Here is a 20,904-nt window from a genome sequence, read left to right on the forward strand (position 1 = left end):
GATTGGCCACACGCGGTGGGTCACCGGGAGGAGATTTACCTGCGCATTCAGGCATAGCGCAGCCTGAACGGAAAGCATCACTGCAGGCCGCTCGCTGAGCAGGTTGGAGGGAATGAAAGCTGTGGAAAGTCTACGGTGAAATGTCAGCCATCATAGAAAAGGTTTACCAGGCTCACGGACTAGAATTAGTGAGCTGAACATAAATACAAAAACCTGCAAGCAGCGCCCAAAAAATTACAAATAGCCATGGTGTCCTCATAGAGAACATTAGCGATTTGCGATACCCCTGCTGACTCGATTCTTTTTCGTTAAATAAGGGTGAGTCATCATAGGCCTCCCCCATAACCGGGTCACTGCGCAATAAGTGACTTTGTTTGAAATGCCAATGATCAATGATGACATACGAGGCCCTAAACCCAGGCCAGGCATGCAATGAGCTAAATATTCCTAGGATGGCCATCAAGGTTGGTACAACCAAGGTAAAAAGCTCGCCCCATCTGGGATTGAGGTTCGCCATTGAAGAGGCAAACGCAATAACCAAGAACGATTGGGCCGTTAAATATGCGTTCGTTCTATTCGAGAGCAAACTTGTTTCATAGTGAATTTCTCTCCGATAGAAATCTAGACGATCTTTAGGAGTGCCAAATAGAAAAACGTCTGAGGGCGACTCCTGATGAAGCCGGATTTCCTCAGTAATGATCTTAGTCACAGCACGCCTCCGATGGACTGAATGACTTTAGAAGCTCTCCCCTTCAAAGGGTTCATTAAATTTCAGCGCATAAATACTAAATCCTAGCCAACTTCAAAAACTCATTTCACCCCCATGAATGTCAGCGAAAGAAGTGAAGATGAATAATCCACAGCTCTGCAGGCGACCATGACCCCAAGTCAACGCGCTTACTATGATGTAGCGCTCGCAATAAACCAGCGCCGCAATATGTTCGTCGCGCTTCGCCTGGGCTTGACGGCGCCACCCCACCGAAGAACGCCCCGCGCTACCGGGTAGAGCCAGTGAGTGGCGAGTTCTTCCACATCGTCGATACCGGTACCGGCAAGGTGAAAGGCTTTCGCCGCGAGCATAACGATGCCTGTGCTTTCGCACGTAAACTCGAACAGGAGCCGCTGCCATGACTGACTTTCTGGATACCGTCGAAGGCCCGGACTTGCTTTACGATGCCATCAACAGCCTGATCTGCGGCGACACCGTCACGGCGCCGCGCCCCTTCGGTAAACAGGTGACATTGGTGACACCACAATCACTATACGAAGCACTGGCCGAACACCTCGGCGCACAAGAACACATCGCCCCTCTGCTGACCGACAACCGCGAATATCCGATCGAGCAGATGATTTGCGAAATCGTTGCCGGTGGACGCTGCATGCACGGCAAGGTCTACGACCTGGCCTGCACGGCTCTGGACCCAGCCAAGTCCAGGCAACACCCTACAGCCCTGCATGATCTTGCCGAGTCACTGATTCGTCCCCGAGCCAATGAGTACGGCCAGGCCCGCGCCGAGGAACTGGCGACAGACCTTGCTGCCGACCGGGCGGATCAACGCAAAGCCGACGTTGCGTAAGGTCAGCCCTTGCCTTTGTTCTTGTTCTTCGCTGCGCCCTGGCGAGCCTTGAATTTCGGATTGGTTTTGCAGATCACATAAATACGGCCACGGCGCTTAACGATCTGGCAGTCACGGTGACGATTTTTCGCTTCTTTGAGTGAGGACAGCACTTTCATCGGTGAGGCTCCTTGCGGTGAGTTGAAACGTAATAACATATCTTAAATACGAATGATAATGTTTAGCAACTCATATTTCCCCTACCCCTTCTTGATGCTGCGTAGATCGCGGCAAGGATTTTGTCGTGTCCATGAATATGCGGATCTGGGATCAAGTCGATAAGACCGATACCCGGTGCACAAAAGCTGCTTTGGCTGGACAGCGTGCCCATGCTGACAAAACTGGAAGAGAAGAAATCGAGCCGCAAGCCCTACCCCATGTCCTGGGAAGAGCAGTCGATTCTTTTTGGGGAGTTGCCCGCCCACTTGCAGACGATGGCCTTGTTCAAGGTGAACACGGGCTGTCGCGAGCAGGAGGTTTGCACATTGAAGTGGGATTGGGAGATTGCGGTAGCGGAACTGGGCACCAGTGTGTTTCTGATACCGGCCGATTTTGGCGGCCGGCATGAGCGGTCGGGAGTGAAGAATGGTGATGAGCGTCTGGTGGTGCTCAACACCGTGGCCATATCGATCATTGAGAAGCAGCGTGGTATCAGCAAGGAATAGGTGTTTCCTTACAACCGTACTGCGCTGCACCGCATGAATGACTCAGCCTGGAAGAAAGCCCGAGTGAGAGCGGCGAAACTCTGGCAGGAGAAAAACCTTCGCCCCGCTCACCCTGGCTATCAGTCGATCAGGATTCACGACTTGAAACACACGTTTGGCCGACGGCTTCGGGCAGCAGGCGTAACCGAGGAAGACCGCAAGGCATTGCTTGGACACAAGAACGGCAGCATCACCAGTCACTACTCCGGCGCCGAGTTGGGGCAACTGATTGAGGCTGCAAATATGGTATCGGCAACCGACTCACGAGGTCCGGTTCTGACAATTTTGAAGAGTAGTCAGGGATGAAAAGCGGAAAAGCCCCGAAAATCTCCCGAAAATGAAAAAGGCCAATGTCGGGGACATTGGCCTAAGTCATTGAAGAATATGGTCGGGACGGAGTGATTCGAACACTCGACCCCTAGCACCCCATTCAAGCTGGACTTGCTCAGCGCCAGAAAATACGGGACTTCAGCAACAGGTGCTCGCTGCAACGACGCCCAACGCTGCTAGACAACGAGTGACGATGTCACTCGAAAAGTCACTGAGGGTTTTCTTAACTCTCCCGGAGCTCTGCCGGGCAGGCAACCCCAAAAAAATTAAAGCTACAACGAGGGTCTTAAACCCCCCCGCTCGTAGCGGCGTCCCGGTTCAATTCCGGGTTCGGGCACGAAACAAATCAAGGGCTTGTATGAGACTCTTCGTGCAGACAGTTTGTTTTTTGCACCGCAAAAATTCAGACCGCTCCGCAATTCTGTTTTACCCCTCCCCTGGCGCCCTGCCACCGTACCGAAAATCCAAGGCACCCCAACCTCAGCCAAACTCCTAGGCCCTCACTCTTGTCCGAGGCAGTTTTAAATTATATCTAGTTCTTGATTGCTGATTAAACTGGTGACAGGATTGGATGGCCCAACAGGCAATTAATTACAAGTTAAAAAACTCAAAAGATATACTTTGCACCTCACGACAAGGAAAGTTCATGAACACAAAATTCAATAAATCCGACAAATATCCTGACCCCGCAAGCACATTTAGCTTTAGATTAGATCCAATCGACGACATGCGACAAACCTGCCTATTCGTCCTAGATACGAATATACTATTGTTACCATACGGCACAGACAACGAAAGCTTAAATACAATAGAAGCCGTGTACGAAACACTATCAGCTCAAAAGCGCATATTCATCCCAGCACAAGTTGCTAGGGAGTTTTTTGATAACCGCCCTAACAAGCTTTCAGCCATTCACGACGACCTTAAAAAGAAACAAAGCAGCGAGCTCCAGCTTTTCAAAAAACACCCTTTCCTTAATGAAGTTAATGAATTCAAAAAGGTTCTCGAAAAAGAAGTTCAATTACAATCATCATTCAAGGCATGGAAAGACGAAATAAATAAAACAATCGCTGTCGTTCAAGGATGGGGATGGGATGACCCAGTAAGCAAAATGTACCACAAGGTTTTAAAAAGCTCCGTCCTACCTGACATCGACTTCAACGACAAAGAATTCGAAGCTGATTTAGCCAGAAGAAACACATTAAAAATCCCTCCCGGATATAAGGATAGTGGTAAAACAGAAAATCAGGCGGGCGACCTTCTGATTTGGCATGAAATCCTCAAGCTTGGTTCACAACACAAGCAACATATCATTTTTGTATCGAGTGATGACAAAGCCGATTGGTGGCATCGAAGCAGTGGCAAACCACTATATCCACGATTTGAACTAGTAGATGAGTTCAGAGCAAAATCTGATGGCAAATCATTCCACATAGTCAAGCTATCCCAATTATTAAAGTGGTTTGATGCTGACAAAGCAGTGGTAGCCAGCATTGAGAACACAGAGCGCGAAGCCACAATACCTTCCCCCACTCCTGACATAGACAACGATTTATTCATTCGCGGTGCGCATAACTTTATCGACACTCTAAGAAACCATATCAATATATACGAACTAGAAATTAGAAGTATCGCCCAAGAACGCAACGGCTCACCAGAAACTGCAGAAAATAACAGACCATCATTCATATCACGAGAATTGAGCGCTACTCAAAAGCTAATGCAAGAATATAACCAGCGACATCATGAAGCGATTATCTTTAGAGACGGGTTGATCAATATACTTCCACAGTCAGCTAGCGCAAACAGATCTACAAGCTGGAAAGAAAAGTACGCAAACCCTGATGACCCAGTAGCTGTTAGAGAAATAACAGATGATCTTGCACAGCTGACTTGGGCTGTAGAAACTTACTAGCCGTAATAATAAAACATAGCGCCACCTGCAAAAGTGGCGCCCCTCCCTCAAATACTATTTCTCTCGATCTATTATCATAAATGCACAATAGCATAGTCGCATAAAAACTCCTGTGCCCAACTCCATCTGAATCTGTCACATGCAACTATCACGCACATACGCCTGTATACCTTTCAGAGCTGCCCGATCTTTTATGATTTCGGCCCTGATATCGAAAACAATCCGTCTAGTAGCTCCAGCGAGTTCGATGGCTGCGCCATCATCCAGGCGGGCGGTGCTGGTGGTAATGGGCAGATTACCGATGTCGGCACTACAGCGCCCGGCGATGCGCAGCCGGCGATCACCAGCGGCAACATCAGCGCGCAGCTTTTCATTCTCAGCAAGATCACGGGCTTTCTCCGTTGTGGCTTTATCGTCGAGTTCGGCCAGGGCCTTTTGGGTAGCCTGCTGCTTATCCAGTGCTTGGCGCACCTGGGCGGCTGCAGCGTTGGAAATGGTCGTCAGGTCGGCTTGATGTGACGCGCTCAGGTCGGCCAGCTGCCTGCCGTAGCGCCAGGCGTCCACTTTCCATGTGGCAAAACAAGCACTGGCCAGCAGCAACGCAAGGCCCAGCCAGCGAGCCAGGCTCACGCCAACACCTTCAGTGCCAGGGCGTACAGTGCCTGACGGTCAGCCAACCCGCTCAGTCCGCCGTTGATACGCCGGGTGATGGTTTCAATGTCGCCCGTGTCAGCCAGTGAGTTCAGCCCGTTACTGCCCCAGAACCACGCAGCGGCCATACAGGCTTGCTGCGGTTTCTCCAGCAGTTCAGGCTGTGCGAGCAGGTCCAGGCCCAGCGCTTCGCCGCACAGTTGGTAGTTGGTCTTGCCGGTGAGCTGGATCAGGCCGCGACCGCGATACTTCCAGCCGTTGCCCGGCGCGGTATTACCCATGCGCCCGGCGTAGACGTTGTTCGCGATCTGTTCAGGCTTGCCCGCAAGGCTCAGGCCCAAGGCGTTGGGCTTGTTGCGCAGCCTGTCTTTGACCATAACCTTGAGGTAGCCACCCTTGCCGTCTGGCTCGGCGTAGCGATTGGGCCAGGTGTTGGCCAGCCCATCTGCGCTGTAGTTCAGATTCTCTACCTGGCGCGTCATTTCGCCGGATTCGTGGCCAACTTGGGCAATGAAGGCCGCTATGCGTTTCTGGCCCACGATCTGGTACCGGTTCATTGCGGTGTTTAAGACAGGAACAAAAACGCTGGCAACTTGGCCGGCACTGGGGAGAATCTGCAGCAACTGCAGTGCTGTAACACTCATAGTGGACTCCATTTTCACAATACTTTACACAAGGAGCTATATCTCTCACTGGTATCAACTTGCTATGATTTTTGTCCAAATAGAACCAGCAGGAAGGCGAGCTATGGGCAGGCTATCTAAACGTGGATGGGCATGGGCGTACCGGAAGATTCGTGAACAGCATTGTTCCAGACTGTCTTCCGCCTATAGAGCATTTTTGTTTGTCATTCGAGGTGATACAGGTAGATTTCGTAGCGAAGTTACGTGGCAAGTAATTCGCATTCGGCGCTAAACAGTCTAAGAACTCCCAGTTGATACACATGACGTTTTCCAGGCAAAAAAAAGCCCGCACAGGGCGAGCTTTAAATTACGACTAGTTCGATCAAGTTAGCGCTCTAACACTGCTCTTTCTAGCAAATATAGAAGCTACTTTTTTTCCAGCATTCATCATAGGCTTTTCGAGATAATCAAACACTAACCAGCTCAGAGCTAGCGTGGCTAAAGCCGAGGCTGTGTAGCCAGCAGCGGCACCAAGCCCCAATTTTACGGCTAGACCGACCACTACCTTTGCTACAACTGGATGCAACAAATATATGGAATAACAAGCTGATCCAAAAAAACCAAGAACTTTTGCTGGCGCGGCTTTAAACGAAGGGTTCAAGAAATAGATCCCAGCTACAAAAGCCATACAGGAGAAAGAAAATATAAAACGCTCAACACCCGTTACTATTGAGATTGAATCTCCAGCCACAGGATAGAAGCAAAAAACCAAGAAGGAAGTCAACAATATGACTATCGACACAAAACCTGTCACCCTGATCATTTTCCCATAGACGCCAAGCGCAACACCACCCATGAACAAAAACAACTGATTAAAAGGGTTAATATAAGTACCCCACTGCTCTACGAGTGACCTGTCAGAGCCAAGGTAATACACAGCAAAGTAAACACCAGCCAATAGACTAAAAAGAATTGTTAGAGGCAGAGCCCATACAAACCGAACCGACAGCAAAAATACTAACGGAAGTATCGCATAAAACACCATTTCATTGCCAATGGACCATGCGCCAATATTAAAATATGCTGAAGGATCAACGAACCCAAACAATAACGAGTAATTAAGGAAAACCTTGTACAGATCAAGTTCGCCGGCCTTTCCGCCCAAAATACTAGCTAGCATCGTGGCTGTCAAAACCAACCAAAAAAGCGGGAAAATTCTGAAAATCCGTTTAATTATAAATGACCCAACGTCTCCTGCTGATGTAATCCTACCATAATAAACCAACCCCAAACTCAGCCCGCTTAGTATGTAAAACATTGACACGGCATAAATCCCAAGCTTGCCAATCAAATATTCACTACCTATCGGACCACTGCCCCAACTTATATAATGATAAACCATTACTGAGAGTGCCATGAGCCCTCTTAAGTAATCCAGCCCTTCAATTCTTTTCAAGGCAATATCCAAGGTTATGAGTGTTGATTTTTTTGGAATTTTATCCTTACCTATGGCCAAGTGCCAGAGTTTCTGTGCTCTGTTATTTTTTGTCTGAAATTTTATCTGGTTTTCGCCATAAAAACTCGCCGGAGCCCGGATTTATTAAAAGGTCGCCCCTCCAGCGTCAAGGGATCGTTCAATATCGATTGAGATTGAGCTAGCTGCAGCACCCGAATTTCGTAATGTCAAAATCATCTGGGTTCCGCCTAGAATTGCAGAGTCAACGACCCAGTTATTGTTCGCATGACCGCTAATTTTGGTTACGGTAATAGCGCACCCGAAGTCCCCATACTGAATAGGAATATATAAATCTCCAAACGCAGCTTGTCCATCACTATTACGCGAAACCCACTTCCCATAAAACAATAAGGTATTAAAAGTAATTGCAGGATAGGAATAATCAAGCGTTAGAACTATCTGGACTGTTGCCCCTATCGCAACGTTTTTCGCATGACCGCGATTTTTTCTCGGAATGTTGTTATACCTGGCCATATGCCCCATACAGCCTACGACCGTTTGACGCCACAAGCTCCCATGGTCTTCAAAGGCAACAGTTTTACTCAGAGTGCGCCAGAAGGCAAAAATATTATTTATACAATCACTACCTATCTGAAACACCCCAGCATAGTTGCTACCCGTATTAATATTACTACCACCTATCAGAGCATTTTCACTTGAGTCGCCCTCAAACTTCATGCCAACAGCATTTACATTCGCATTATTACCAATTTTCAATATATATGTACTCACAAGTCGAGCGCCACGCTGATCGTTAAATACAGCACCGGCAATACCTGGAGTATCAAGAAATAAATCCGAAACGTTTACTGGGGCACCGTTACTACTAAAACGTATAAGAATTGGAGCACGAACCAAATGAGCTTGTATTGACTCAAGCCCATGGCCATCGACATGAATGCAATATTGAGCACAATCTTGAATTAATGTGTTATTTAAAACCGTATCCCACGCCTTTACCCTTACACCGATGTAACTGCCAATAATGAAACCATCTTTTATGCTCGTCTCTCTTCCAAAAGCCACATCTATTCCGTAACGACCACCATTAACCCGAAAGTCCCGAAGGGCATTACCAAATGCGTTATCACTATCTACCTTGAACCCATCTACCGCAACTCCTGTGCCTGTTGTAGGATTGTAAACTTCAATGGGTATATTAAGGCCCATATTTTCAATTCGTGAAAAGGAAGCCGATATTTTCACCATCGCACTTTCGGCCGACACTGCCGGCGAGGCTATAAGCTTTGTTGCGTTCGGCCCTCCGCTGCCTTTAAATAGTCTATCCCCAAATAATTGGATGCCTTTGCTGAGATAGGCTCCCAGCTTAAGAGTTACTGATGTACCCCAGGCTCTGCTTGGCGAGTCAGTGATTATTGTATTCAAAGCAGCTTGTATAGGGACTTCCTGCGAGTCAGTGACCGCGTCACCGTTAGCATTGAACTGCTTTGATGATATTTTTCCGCCCGGGAAAAGCCCTTTAGCCTGAGCTCCTACTACGTTAATGAATTGGCCGCCATCTTCAATACCTGAACCCGCCGGCACTATTAAGTACTCATTAGCCCCGGCATCCCCGATAGCACTGTAACCCATGGTTCGTACGCGCTGCCCTATCTTCCAGCCACCCATGGCCACCATATCGGCCACAGTGCCTAGCGTAATGATGCTGTTTCCCAGCTGCCCAGTACCTTTAGAAGCGTCGACACTGGACGCCAACTCTTGACGGAGGGAGTCGTCGCCAACCAATTTAAACTTTGATTCATCAGCTGCCCAACTGGTGGTTAGCAGCGGCAGAAACTGACTTTTAACTCGGTACTCATTGCCAAGGTAGGTGACTGTTTGAGTTGTTCTGACCAGATCGAGGCCTGAGACATATGGCACAGGAGGCTCATAGCCGCTGGCATCCAGTAGCGCAGTGAACTGTGCTACGCGCTCAGCCTGGTCGCCCTCAAATTCGGAGTCACGATGGCCTTTATCTGCAGCGTACTCTCGCTCCATTCCCTTCCAAGACTTGCGTCCTACACCCTTACGATCTCGGTATGAAGGATCATCCCCTAGCAGTAATAGATCAAGATTTTGGGCGTTATCGGACAAGTCTTTTGGGGAGGTCGACCCAATTGGGTTGCCAGTGTTGTGAGCCATGGGCATTTTTCTCGCAGGCGCGCCCATGCCACCGCGAAGAGTGCGGAAGCGTGAACGCTGTTTTTAGTTCCCGGCGAGCTGCCGGTGGAATATGTGTGGGTACTGTGGTCAGGGTCGGTTGTTACAGGGCTGGTTCTGCCTTCGGCCACTTCTGGTTCATGGCAATATCGAAGATGTCAGCCATTGCGATGTAGTCCGGCGCCTCGATGATCCACTCGGCATCCATAATCGGGCGTTTGAACAGCTCAAGCTTCGCGGTAAAGCGCCAAAAGCTCTCACCGACCAGAATCGGCCCCTCGTAGATATCAACGAATCGCGCCCTGTGCTCATCCATGCCCAGGGGCGTTTTGAGCGGGCACTGGAACCACAAACTGCCCGATAGCAGGATGTGCTCAAACCACCCCTCAAACAGTTGCGCTTCTCCGTCATCCATCAACCAGGTGACTGACGCCACCGTGGGAACCGAGGTGAACCGCCGTCGCTGCCTGGCGCGCCCGCTCTGGAGTTCAGAGCGGGCCATCGGGCTTACCGGCTGGAAGCCATAACCGTCACGCTGCGGCTCGGGCAGACACTCGGGATATGCAATCATTTACTGCCTCTTTGTGCCGCTAGTGGGTTCATGTCGGCGCGCTGTTGTCGTACTGATAAACCCGGGCGTCATAGGGCATGCCTTCTACCGTGACGTTGCCGCCGCTCGATGGGTTCACTACGGTGACCAGCGTGGGGTAGCTCCAGCGGTTGACCGGGCCAAACAGCAGGTGTGGCGGCTCCGGGTCCCAACTGGTGTCAGGGTCGAAGTCCAGGCTGTTTACGCTTACCCGGTAGTCATCGACCTGGGTCGCTGGCCACGGGCCCGAAAGCGTGCCGTCCTGCCTACGCAACGCAATCACATGCGACCCGCCGGCGGACCAGTCGAATGGCTCGGTGCTTTCAAGCGCGATCCCACCAGGTACTGCCTCAACGCTGAGCAAAATCGAACTCTGGCCGTACCCCGGCACATCGTCGGCAACCGCCGCGTAGCTCATGTAACCGGAGTTGAGCGCGTCGAGCTCGGTTTCCCAGCGATACGTGTCGTTGCGATATTTCTGATGGCCACGGCGGCGCATACCGATGCGCCAGGCGCGAGTGCGATCGGCGATGCCCGGCACCTTGACCTTCTCGACCTTGTTGCCAAGGTCACCCGGCCATCGGCATTCGACGGTCTCCCACGCCCAGGTGATCGAGCTGAAGTACTCCACATCAACACCGTCAAAGTCGTCGCTCGATGGAAACACCAGTTGCCGCTTGAGGCCTTTGGTCATGTTCTGCGGCGTGTACATATGCTCAAACTGCGTGCGCGGCTCGTCGCGTACCGGCAGCAGCAGCCCGCGATTGATGGTCAGTTCGGAGAACCCGGCGGCCAGCGCGTCGTTCATCGCGTCCTTGACCGTGCTGGCATCGTCAATGGTCATGTCGAAGGTATCGCCGCGTGCGCGGTACACATCGTGCAGGCGGTCCAGTTCGGGCAGATCCAGATCGGCATCGGTGTACCCGGCCGACTTGGCGATGTACAGGAACCACGGCACGATATCCCGCGTCGGTGTCTCCACGGTCCAGGCGCCACCCGAGCGCACCGGCAGCACCCGGGTTGCCTCGACACTGACCAGGCTTTCAGATTGCGCCGAGAGCCGGTCACCGTTGCGCACGCGCACGGCAATCACGGTCATGTCGTTGTAGCGCGTCGGCGCGCCCATCATCTTGCCGCGCAGGCCGTACCACATGACGTCATCCATCACTTCGCCCGAGTTGACCCCACCCACCTTGGGCATGCGTTTGATGCGGCACTCAGGGCGCATGGGATAGGGCAAGGTCTGGCGATAGGTGAAACCCTGGGCATCCATCGAGTTGCCCGTGACGGACTGGGGCAGCACCGTCCAGGCGCCTGACGTGGCCATGTCCCGATACTCAAACTGGTGACTGGAGGAAACGGCGTACTGGTCGCCCTTTTTACCATTGCCGATCAGGCCGCCGGTGAAGAACACGTCCCACTCAATTTCGGTGACCAGTTCGCCTTCAGGGCACGCGGCGAAGGAGCCGCGATAGCCGCCCTCAAGGTTTGATGAGTCCAGTTCGATACGGCCGTGAATCGTCTCCTGCAGGCTGAACCCGGGCCAGTCTTCGTCGATATCGCCGCTGGACGTCAGGCGCTCCACTGTGAGGGTGCCAACAGCGGTGGTGATGATTCTGTAGCGCAGGCCACGCGGGCCGATGGTGGCCAGGCCCTCCCCCATTGCCAGGCCGTTGACCGGCTGGCCGCTGTCGTAGTTGAGGGTCATCTCGGCGCGGCGCTCTGAGGTGCCGCTGCTTGTGGCTGCGCCCTTCACGCTGACCGGGCTTGAGCCGAGCACACTTGAGCCGCCTGACGCAGCCAGGGCCAGCCCGGTGAACGGCGAAAGCTCGGTGATCCGCAGCCGCCCGGATGAAGCGCTGGCAATAAATGGCGCGGATCCTTTGGCCGAATTGAAGGCCACGACCAATCCCGCCAAGTCCGTCACATCACTCGTCAGCTCGACCGAATACGGCGTGGTGCCAAGGCGCACGGTGAATGTCAGCGGCGTGACGTCGAAGTCAAAACGAGACGGCGCTGCGCTGCCGGTGATCGTTGAGGCCGTGCCCGCGCTCGGCGGGATCGCCGGCGAATACGGGATGTATGAGTGCACCACATAGTTGCCCGCGTTTTCCCCGTTGACCTCGATCAGCATGCCCGGGTACGGCGCAAGCATGGCCAGGTCGCCGGTAATGATGTCCCGCCCCTCACCGCCATCAATCACCGTGTACGGATAAGGCGACAGTACGTTGATCAGCAGGCTGCTGGTCCAGTCCTCCGGGAAAAAGCCGGAGCCTGTTGGGATCGAGATGCTGTAGCCGTTGAATTGCAGCACGGACGCGGTGACAAAGCGGGTCAGGTTCGTGGAGGCGGTCAACTGCAAACCGGCAGAACCGTTGGCACTGGCGCCCACTTCCGGCGCGCTGTGCCACCACTGTGCAGCCGTCTCGCCGGACAGGTCATCGCCCGGGTTGAATAGGGTGAATTGCGCGTCGGCGCCCAGGCTGATCAGCGGGGTTTCGCCCACCTTCACCTTGTTAAGCGGGATCTGGTACTTGCCCTTGCCGACATACAGCAGCATTTCCACCCACTGCGCCCGGCGGTCAACAAAGCGGCGCACGGATGGCGTCAGGTAGCTGGGGTAAACCCGCTGATGGCCCGCAATCTCGCGGATCAGGTCGCCCAGCTTGACCTTGTTACCCTTTGCCGAAACTTCATCAAGCCCCTTGCCCTGCCCCATGGTCGCGGTGCCGGGGATCACCGCCATATTGCGCGACATGACCACGGCTACCAGAATCGCCGCGATCACCGCCGCGACAGCTGCCACCACGCCTTTGGGCTCAACGCGCACTTCGACGTCATCGGCAGCCGCAAACTCAAACTCGGCCCAGCGGTGCGCCTCGATGAGCTCGCCATTGACGGTGATGCTCACCGGCGGCGCCTCGCGGGGCTCGTAACTTGGGGCGATGGTTTTCAGCCAGGCAGCCAGGGTCATGCGCCGGCTGGTTTTGTGCACCTCAAGGGCCGCACCGTCGAGCTTATTGGGGAATACGCTGATCACGGTAATAAATAACCTTCAGGTAAGTGGATTCAAACTGCCGCAGGTACAGCCAGCGCGGGCCGGAGTTGGGGTTGGTTTCCAGCGCCGCCAGGCGACCGTCGATATCGACCACCACACCCACATGGATGCAGAGGTCACCGCGCAGCACCGCCGCGATTGCGCCGGGCTCAGGCTCGCAAACCTCCATCACACCCGAGAGCATGCGGAAGGCTTTGGTGCAGGCCTTGGGGTTATGCCGCCCTACACAGCCCAGGCTGGGCAGCAGCTGTAAACCAAACAGTTCGTGACGCACAGCAATGCAGAGCCCCCAGCAATCGAACGCAGCCGGGCCCCGCCCGCCGTCCACATAGGGCGCGAGTAAGAATTTGTTGAGCATGGGTTTGATCCGTTACAGGTACTTCATGCAGGGCGCATTAAGCGTGGTCAGCTTGTCGCGAGGGAATGCCCGGTTGATCAGGTCGCCGTAGCCCGCAGTGATTTGCACGGTGGTGCCCTCGATACCGGCGCCGAAGGCCTTCATGCGGATCGGCGGCTCTGCCGGTGCCGACAGGTCACTGGCCAGGTAACGACGGTAGGTTTGCGTGATCGGCGCCCCTGCCGCCTTGGCCTGGTCCATTTTCTGCTGCGCCTCCCCCAGCACGTTGTCGATAGCGAAGTTGAGCGTCTGGCTTGCGCTGTTGCTCTTCTTCGGCAGTGACACGTCGATGCCAGCAGCAATGAGGGGCAAACTGCGGCCATCTTCTGCGGTGCAGGCCACATCCTCAAAGCCGCCACAGATCAACACCGGTTCCGTCCAGGCCGGGCACGTCAGCTCCAGGGTATCGATGATCACGTCACCGCCCGAGGCATACACACGCTCGATCAGACTCATGCGCCTCTCCTCATGCCGTGGTAGGTGCCTTCGATGGCCCGGGAGTACGACGAGTCGCCCGAGGACACACCGCTTAGAAAGTCCTCGCGGACTGCGTCGATGATGACCTGCAGCTCACCTTTACGATCCTGCTTGGTGCGCACCTGGCTGTTGCTGTTGTTGATGATCTGGACGTTCATGCCGCCGCCGGAGCCTTGCGACATCTGATCCAGGGTTTGATCGAGCTTGGCGCTGGTTTGAGCGGTGGTGACCCGCTCCCCTTTTTCAAGCAACCAGGTGCCAGTTTGCGGAACCGAGTCGATGCCGTTGTGCGCCATACCGACCAGACTGCTCAGTCGGTCGACGCCGATGCGTTTGGTGTTTTCGGCATCCACCACAAACTCCTGGCCGTGGACCACGCCTACCACTTCGTTGACGCCGCCGGGGCCGGTATAGCCGCCCTCCTTGAAGCCCTTCATCAGTGCGTAAGCCGCAATCAACGCGGTACCGCCGACAACTGCAGCGGCGCCAAACGAACCAATCGAGGCAACAAGTGCCGCTGGCAGCCAGGCCGATGCCGTGGTTGCAGCTGCTGCAATTTGAGCGGCAGTGGTGGTTGCCGTTGCGGCAAGGGACGAGCCCGTGGTGACTGTATCGGCCGTGACTTTAGCAGCGGTTTTTGTCGCCTCGGCTGCAACCGTTGCGCTGGTTTCGGTGGCGATGCCGGCCATCTTCAGCGCCTGTGTTACAACCCACTGGGCAGCAATATCAGAGAGCGCACCAAGGATCGAACTGCACATGGTGCTGCCGAGACTGATAAATGCAGAACCCAGATCAGTGGTGCCCTTGACCAACCCCTGGAACTGATCAGACAGCGAGGACGTGGTATCGCCCAAGATGCCCGTGGTCGCGTCGCTCGCCTGCTGGCTGTAGTCGGTGGCCGTTTCCAGATAGCTTTCCCAGGCAGAAGAAACGCCGTCCAGCCAGTTGGACTGCGCCTGATCGAGCTGGTTGTAATAGTCCTGCTGCATGACCAGCCGGGTCGCCAGCGCTTCGCTGAGCAGCTCTGTTTCGCTCTCGTAGAGGCTTTCGCTGATTTTCCCGCTGTTCTGCTGCTCCTGCAGGTCGCGCATCTGCTTGTTGAAGTCTTGCTGGATGGCCAGCGTTTCCTTCAAGCGCACCTTGTACTTGTCACCGCGCCCTGCACCTTCCAGCTCAAGGGCAAAACCATCGGTCTGGGTCTGGATATCGAGTTTGAGGGTTGAGTCGAAGGCGGAGAGCTTGGCGGCGTCTTCAGATGCCACCTTGATTTTGTTCAGCGCATCCAGCTCGGCGGCCAAGCCTTCAAGACGCTGTTGCTGTTTGGCATTGATGCCTACCAACTTACCACTGGTGATCTCGAACGACAGCTTGGCGACTTCAGTAGCGTTTTTCTGCTTGTCGGTGGTGGTGTTGATCAGCTCAATTTGCCGCTGATAGTCCTCTTCGGTGCTGTCGAACGCTTTCTGGTTGGCTTTGACCGCCGAGGTGTTGTCTTTGGTTGCCTTGGTGGCTGCTTTGTTGGCATCGGTCTGCGCCTTGATCGCATGACTTGTCGACAAGATGGCAATCCGGTCGCTTTCAGATAAGTCCGTATGGTCTTCAATGTGCCGGGTCGCTTCCTTGACGGCATCACCGTTGTCCTGAAGCTTTTTAAGTTGCTCCTGCAACGTTGCCAGGTACTTTTGCCCACCGGCAGTCATCCCCGCTTTGGCTTGGGTGTTGAGCTGGGTTTCGGTGGTATTTCGGGTGAGCGAATTGCTGAGCACATCGAGGCGCTCGGTTGTTTGATCAAGAACCTGCTGGGCATCACCGACCTTGCCGGCCAGATCGATCCAGTTTCTTGCCGCTTCGGGACGCACGCCGGGGTTGCTGGCCAGCTCATCCAAAATAGGCGTCAGTGACTGGCCATTGGCGCGCGCATCCTTGAGGCGACTCGACAACTCTTCAAACGCTTTCAGCTGCTTGCTGTGTTCCGGGGACCGGACATTGGACAAGCTGACCATTGATGACTTGATTGATGTTTCAAGATCGTCGTAAGCGTCCTGGACCGCCAGCGTCGCCCCAAGCTGCTTGTCTTTCCACTCGCTGATCTTGGCGCGCTGCTGATCCTCGTTGAGCCCGGCAAAGCTTTGGCGCAGTTGATCGACTGTGGTTTGAAGATCGCTCAAATCACCCATCAGTTTTTGGGATTTACTGCTCCAGTCAACAAATGAAAGGGCTACAGCGCCCGCAATAAAGGCCAGCCCCAGCGGGCCGCCCATCATCGTCAGCAAGCCGGCACCCGCCGCACGCAACCCCGCAAAGGCGCGAGCTGTAACGCTTGCTGCGGCCGCTGCCCGGTCAGATGCCACAACTGCAGCGTTCACCACCGCCGTTGTCTCGCCATAAGCCAGTGTCGCGGCCGTGCGCATGGCATAGCCAGCCTGGATCTGGGCAGAGGTGGCCGATGTAGTGGCCGCGAGGGACCGCTCGGCGATTTCGACCTGCTTTATCGTCGCAACTTCAGCCAGTCGCAACTCCGCCAAACGCGCAATCGAGAGCGTGCGGCCCTTTGCAGAAATTTGCGCAAGTAACCGCTGTTGTTCCAAATTGCGCTCAGCAGTAAGCGTTGCCTGCACTGCTTGTAGATTGGCCAGTTCGGAAGTCTGTCGCACCCGGTCGGAGGCGAGCTTGCCTTGTGCTGCTGCAATTTCAAGTTCAGCCCGGGCAACCATGGCCTTGGCATCGATCTGTTTGGCCTGGGCGGCCCACAAATCCTGCTTTGCCGTTCGTGCGCTGGCCGTGAGTGCGGTTTGATTTGCCTGGGCGGCGTACAGCGCTGAAGCACCTTGCTGTGCATACCCGCCTGCAACCCGGGCAAGGGCTACAAGCAGCCCTGTAGTAAGCGCCTGAGCCAATGCATCTGAATTGTTTTTAACCCCTAAAATAGCACCCGGCAGGCTGCCATCAATGGCCTTGGACACACTGACAAATGCGGTCGCGATCTGATTGCTGGCTCCTGTGGCCTGATCAAGCTCGCCCACAAAGTGGGTCAGTGAGTTGCCAATTTTGGTGAAGCTGTTGCCAATAGTGGTCGCCGTTTTGTCGAACAGTGCATCCACTGCGCCGACCTGACTTTGCAGGGCTTTAACCACTGCCTGGGCGGTCAGTTCGCCAGCCGCGCCCATCGAGCGCAGCTCGCCAACGGTTTTGCCCATACCCGCCGCAATGGCCTGGGCCAGTGCAGGCGCTTGCTCCATAACGGAGTTCAGTTCTTCACCACGCAGCACACCCGAGGCAAAGGCTTGGCCCAATTGAATCAGTGCAGCGTTGGCACTTTCAGCGGACGCGCCGGACACCGCGAGTGTTTTACTGATGGTACCGACGACACCTGCCACACCCTCACCGGAGAGCTTTAGCGCTTCCTGGTTGGTGGCAATGCGTTGATAAAGCTCTGCGGTCGAGGCCAAAGGCTGAGCCGATGCCTGAGCGATGTTGAACACCGCCGATTGAGCAGCTACCAACTCCGCTGAGCTGCTGGTCACAAGCTTTAAACGGTTTGTCAGAGTGCCATAGGCCTCTGTCATGTCGTACACGCCCTTGACGCTCAGGGCTGCAGCCAACGGCCCTGCAATACTGGCGGCGACACTGGCCAACGACCTGAAGCTATTTTGCAGTGTGAGTACTTCCCGTGAGGATGCGCTGGCCACCGACGCAGTCCGGGACACAGAGCGGGAGGCGCGATCCATGCTCTGCTCAAAGCCGCCAATGCGCGCAATGAGATCGAGCGTCAACGTGCCAAGTGAGCGCGAGGCCATTTATCAATCTCCAAATGTGAAAAAACCCGCCGGGGCGGGTTTGATGTCCTGTTTTGGCTGGATCTCGAAAAAGCCGCAGCAGCGCCCTTAAGCCTCACTTCCATGTCGCCATGGCCTCTTCCAGACTGATCGTCCCTTCTGCCTGGCTGTAAACCATGAAATCGCTCAGATCCATTTTCCCGCCAGCCACCCTGCTGGTCAGGTGACTGAGCAACGCGAAATGACGCTCCAGACGGCGGTTTTGATCGAGAGTGCCGTACTTTTCTCGATAAGCGATCCAGTCCAGCACTTCGCGGTGGGTCAGCCGCTCCTTGGCTTCGGCAATGGTGCTGCCTCCGATGCGGTTCAGCACCAGTTCGTGCCAGAACTCATCGGAGGCGCTTAGTTTTTTGCCTGATCCTTCCCGGTGCCGTTGGCTTCATTGACCGCGTTGAGAATCGCAAAGCCCAGGGACGATTCCAGATTGAAGGCGTCTTCATAGGTGAGGGGTTCGGTACCCTCTTCGCCCAAAAGAACGCTGCCTGAAATGTACTTGGCATTTCGGCTTTGCTCGGCTTCGCCCGGAGCAAACAGGCGCTCGATGACGCCGAACGACTGACGGCGGATATGCACATCGAACTTCTCAGTTACTTCCTTATCGGTTTTTGAGTCGATGTGAACCCAGGTCACTTCCTTTTTAACCAGTGCGCCGTCGACGATGCCGCCTTTGGCTTTGAGTTGCTTGAGGTTCATGGAAAGCCCTTAGATGGTTTTGCGGATCCAGGCGAGACCGCCGGAACGCTGAATGGAAACGGTCGAGGCAACCACTGCGTTTGCCGCGAAAGAAAACGGGAAGTCGGCCACATAACCCTCAAAGGCACACCATGTGCGCGTTTTGGGAAATTCAAAGTCATCACCCGCCTCATTCAAGGTCGGCGACGCAGCCCCATCGGCCCAACCAATGGCCCACTTGATGTTGTCCTCGTCATCCGCTTCGGAAAGCTGATGCACACGGACGTGGCTTGCATTGGTGGGGTCAGCGTTGAGGCCAATGGATGCTTGGCCGGGCGTGCGCAAACCCTTCTTGTAACGGCGATCTTTATCGCTGAGGCACGTGTCTTCAATCTGGTCTGCCGGTGAGCCCGCCGGGTCGAAGGTGGTGATGCACTCCACCTCCATGACGGTCAGCGGACCGGTACCGGGCGCGGCCTGTACGAGGATGTAGGCCTGCGTGCCCTGTGTGAGAACGGACATGGGTGTCTCCTTTAAACGAAAAAGCCCGCTCAAGACGGGCCGGGGGTCGGTGTTGGGTTAGCGCGGTACCAGCCAGTCCACATCGAAGCTGTAGCGGTAGGACTTGGTGACCGGGTCACGAGAGTCGCCACCCCAACGCACAATATTGGCCTTGAGCTCGATGGCGTTTCTGATGGCTTGGGCCGTGTCACGGGTCTGTGTCACGGACACGCCATAAACATCGATTTGCAGGCTAAAACCGTCGACATCCGGGCGTTGCGCCAGATAGTTTTCAGGGTTGCCGCCGACCGTTTGCCATACCACATAGGGCTTGACGACACCTTCGGGCGCTTCGCCAAAGGGGTAGATCCGCACAGGCGAAACACCCAGCAAGGCCGTTACTGCCGGGTCAGCGGCGCACACAGCGAAAATCGGTGCGTACATCAGCGTGCCCCCAGCAAAGCGTTGATTTCAGTGTTCAGCACCGCGACAAAGCGATCGGTAACAGCCTGCACGTTGCTGGAAAACGCCGGGCGCATAAACGGCACCGCCGGGTTGTGCTCGGTACCGAGTTCAATGTAACGCCAATGCCGGGTGTCGCCGCCGGGGTTGCCGGAGGCGTCCTTGCTGTGCTGATTTGATCCCGAGCCGCCGCGCACGCCGACCCTCATCACAACCCCGCCTTCGCGCCTGGACTGCTTGCTCGATTCCTGGGTTATCAGGTTGCGGAACACCTTCTCTTTGGTGGCCGGGTCGTCGATTGCCTTAGCATTAGCTTTCGCGGCATCACGCACAATGTTCATTGCCGCCCGGGCCGCTTTGCGCAGGCCTTTCTTTTGCAGCCGTGGACCCAGAGTGCGCATTTTGTCGACCACTCCATTGAGCCCTTGGATATTGAACTGCATACCGTCAGCCATCATTCACCCCCGTAGCGACAACAAGGGTCAGGTACTCCAGGCCCGAGTTTCTGTCCGGGAGAGGCTGACCGATGATTGTGAAAATTTGCCCGCGATGCAGGATGCGCATGGTTGGCAGCACGCCCGGGCGATAGCGGATGGTGATACGTCCGCTGGCCAGGGACTGGCTGGCTTGCGCGGCAATCAGGTCGCGGGCGCTGAGTGGGTCGACTGCCGCCCATACACGCGCAAACTCAACCCAGGCCGTTACTACCTCGCCTGTGACCGGGTCTTGCTGTGTGGTTTGGTGCTGGATGACGATCGGGTGTCGCAGATCCCCCGCTCTCATGGCTCAGGCTCCTTTCTGGCCGGGCCTGTGAAGTTGCGGGACGACCACAGCAACGACTCTACCCCGAGCGGCACCTTGTCCGCCGTGGTGCCCACAACAACCGCTTCGCGGACGGCGTAGGAGTTGCCAAGCAGCAATAGCAGTGCTGATTTGAATGATGCGGGTATGTCGCTGGCTTGAAGAAATGCAGGGTTGTCGCAGAACCACAAGGCCCAGGCCAAAGCAGACTCGGCATACAGCTCGATCAGGTCGTCGTCCTCCTGGTGATCGACCCGCAGGTGCTTGCGCATCAGCTCAATCGACAGCAGATCCGCAACGGTGATGGTCATTTTTTCGAGCCTTTCTTCTCAAGGTCGACCTGAGTTGTGGGCTCTGGCTCTGGCTCTGGCTCTGGCTCTGGCTCTGGCTCTGGCTCTGGCTCTGGCTCTGGCTCTGGCTCTGGCTCTGGCTCTGGCTTCAGGATTGGATCGGCCTGGACCTCTTCTGCCAAGCCCATTCCGATCAATGCTTCTGCATATTCGTCTTTAACCACCCGCACTTCGAACTGGTTGAAGCTGCCAGCGTGATAGTGCGAGAACTGACGCAGTGCGCGAATTTTGGTCATTGCGGTACCG

21 protein-coding genes and 1 pseudogene are annotated in these 20,904 nt (G+C 54.8%); 3 read left to right on the top strand and 19 right to left on the bottom strand.

Going from position 1 to position 20,904, the window contains the following annotated elements; translation table 11 throughout:
- Positions 1–172: 172 nt before the first annotated feature.
- Complete coding sequence (locus V6L81_RS17515; protein WP_095002910.1) at positions 173–709, bottom strand: hypothetical protein; 537 nt, start codon at positions 707–709, stop codon at positions 173–175.
- 418 nt (positions 710–1,127) lie between these two features.
- On the opposite strand from V6L81_RS17515, the gene V6L81_RS17520 reads away from it, so the two are divergent.
- A complete protein-coding gene (locus V6L81_RS17520) occupies positions 1,128–1,577 on the top strand; it encodes a hypothetical protein (RefSeq protein WP_338660194.1) in 450 nt (149 codons plus the stop codon).
- 2 nt (positions 1,578–1,579) lie between these two features.
- Here the strand turns inward: V6L81_RS17520 and ykgO are convergent, their stop codons facing one another.
- The gene (gene ykgO / locus V6L81_RS17525) at positions 1,580–1,735 is read right to left on the bottom strand and encodes a type B 50S ribosomal protein L36 (protein WP_095020762.1); all 156 of its coding nucleotides are present in this window, start codon (positions 1,733–1,735) and stop codon (positions 1,580–1,582) included.
- Between the two features lie 192 nt (positions 1,736–1,927).
- Here ykgO and V6L81_RS17530 point away from each other — a divergent pair.
- Positions 1,928–2,626, top strand: a pseudogene (locus tag V6L81_RS17530) (tyrosine-type recombinase/integrase); the annotation flags it as partial.
- A gap of 670 nt (positions 2,627–3,296) precedes the next feature.
- Positions 3,297–4,565, top strand: coding sequence for a PIN domain-containing protein (locus V6L81_RS17535; RefSeq protein ID WP_338660195.1), 1,269 nt, complete (start codon positions 3,297–3,299; stop codon positions 4,563–4,565).
- Between the two features lie 135 nt (positions 4,566–4,700).
- Here V6L81_RS17535 and V6L81_RS17540 read toward each other — a convergent pair whose 3' ends face one another.
- From V6L81_RS17540 to V6L81_RS17620, 17 genes are all read right to left on the bottom strand, one after another.
- Positions 4,701–5,195, bottom strand: coding sequence for a lysis system i-spanin subunit Rz (locus V6L81_RS17540; protein WP_338660196.1), 495 nt, complete (start codon positions 5,193–5,195; stop codon positions 4,701–4,703).
- Entirely contained in the window at positions 5,192–5,860 is a 669-nt protein-coding gene (locus V6L81_RS17545) for a glycoside hydrolase family 19 protein (RefSeq protein ID WP_338660197.1), read from the bottom strand. The genes V6L81_RS17540 and V6L81_RS17545 overlap by 4 nt, the downstream gene beginning before the upstream one ends.
- 361 nt (positions 5,861–6,221) lie before the next feature.
- On the bottom strand, positions 6,222–7,355 hold the full coding sequence (locus V6L81_RS17550; RefSeq protein WP_338660198.1) for an acyltransferase: 1,134 nt from the start codon (positions 7,353–7,355) through the stop codon (positions 6,222–6,224).
- An 84-nt stretch (positions 7,356–7,439) separates the two neighbouring features.
- Entirely contained in the window at positions 7,440–9,497 is a 2,058-nt protein-coding gene (locus tag V6L81_RS17555; protein ID WP_338660199.1) for a hypothetical protein, read from the bottom strand.
- A 121-nt stretch (positions 9,498–9,618) separates the two neighbouring features.
- Positions 9,619–10,086: a hypothetical protein gene (locus V6L81_RS17560; protein WP_338660200.1), complete on the bottom strand. Its 468-nt coding sequence runs from the start codon at positions 10,084–10,086 to the stop codon at positions 9,619–9,621.
- A 28-nt stretch (positions 10,087–10,114) separates the two neighbouring features.
- Positions 10,115–13,144, bottom strand: coding sequence for a host specificity factor TipJ family phage tail protein (locus tag V6L81_RS17565; protein WP_338660201.1), 3,030 nt, complete (start codon positions 13,142–13,144; stop codon positions 10,115–10,117).
- Complete coding sequence (locus tag V6L81_RS17570) at positions 13,122–13,520, bottom strand: hypothetical protein (protein ID WP_338660202.1); 399 nt, start codon at positions 13,518–13,520, stop codon at positions 13,122–13,124. Before V6L81_RS17570 ends, V6L81_RS17565 begins: the two co-directional genes overlap by 23 nt.
- 12 nt (positions 13,521–13,532) lie before the next feature.
- Complete coding sequence (locus V6L81_RS17575; protein WP_338660203.1) at positions 13,533–14,015, bottom strand: DUF1833 family protein; 483 nt, start codon at positions 14,013–14,015, stop codon at positions 13,533–13,535.
- The gene (locus tag V6L81_RS17580; protein WP_338660204.1) at positions 14,012–17,833 is read right to left on the bottom strand and encodes a phage tail tape measure protein; all 3,822 of its coding nucleotides are present in this window, start codon (positions 17,831–17,833) and stop codon (positions 14,012–14,014) included. Before V6L81_RS17580 ends, V6L81_RS17575 begins: the two co-directional genes overlap by 4 nt.
- Before the next feature lie 94 nt (positions 17,834–17,927).
- Positions 17,928–18,185, bottom strand: a complete 258-nt coding sequence (locus V6L81_RS17585) for a hypothetical protein (RefSeq protein WP_338660205.1) — start codon at positions 18,183–18,185, stop codon at positions 17,928–17,930.
- A 29-nt stretch (positions 18,186–18,214) separates the two neighbouring features.
- On the bottom strand, positions 18,215–18,565 hold the full coding sequence (locus tag V6L81_RS17590; protein WP_133078712.1) for a phage tail assembly chaperone family protein, TAC: 351 nt from the start codon (positions 18,563–18,565) through the stop codon (positions 18,215–18,217).
- 9 nt (positions 18,566–18,574) lie between these two features.
- Positions 18,575–19,066: a phage tail tube protein gene (locus V6L81_RS17595; RefSeq protein ID WP_338660206.1), complete on the bottom strand. Its 492-nt coding sequence runs from the start codon at positions 19,064–19,066 to the stop codon at positions 18,575–18,577.
- Between the two features lie 57 nt (positions 19,067–19,123).
- The gene (locus V6L81_RS17600; RefSeq protein ID WP_338660207.1) at positions 19,124–19,489 is read right to left on the bottom strand and encodes a DUF3168 domain-containing protein; all 366 of its coding nucleotides are present in this window, start codon (positions 19,487–19,489) and stop codon (positions 19,124–19,126) included.
- On the bottom strand, positions 19,489–19,962 hold the full coding sequence (locus V6L81_RS17605) for an HK97-gp10 family putative phage morphogenesis protein (protein WP_338660208.1): 474 nt from the start codon (positions 19,960–19,962) through the stop codon (positions 19,489–19,491). Before V6L81_RS17605 ends, V6L81_RS17600 begins: the two co-directional genes overlap by 1 nt.
- Positions 19,955–20,290, bottom strand: a complete 336-nt coding sequence (locus V6L81_RS17610; RefSeq protein WP_338660209.1) for a phage head closure protein — start codon at positions 20,288–20,290, stop codon at positions 19,955–19,957. Before V6L81_RS17610 ends, V6L81_RS17605 begins: the two co-directional genes overlap by 8 nt.
- Positions 20,287–20,619 (bottom strand): head-tail connector protein, encoded by a 333-nt coding sequence (locus V6L81_RS17615; protein ID WP_019822885.1) that lies wholly within the window; start codon positions 20,617–20,619, stop codon positions 20,287–20,289. The genes V6L81_RS17610 and V6L81_RS17615 overlap by 4 nt, the downstream gene beginning before the upstream one ends.
- Positions 20,616–20,894, bottom strand: coding sequence for a hypothetical protein (locus V6L81_RS17620; RefSeq protein WP_338661107.1), 279 nt, complete (start codon positions 20,892–20,894; stop codon positions 20,616–20,618). Before V6L81_RS17620 ends, V6L81_RS17615 begins: the two co-directional genes overlap by 4 nt.
- Between the last annotated feature and the right edge of the window lie 10 nt (positions 20,895–20,904).

The organism is Pseudomonas bubulae (assembly GCF_037023725.1).
In the GTDB taxonomy this organism is placed as follows: Bacteria; Pseudomonadota; Gammaproteobacteria; order Pseudomonadales; family Pseudomonadaceae; genus Aquipseudomonas; species Aquipseudomonas bubulae.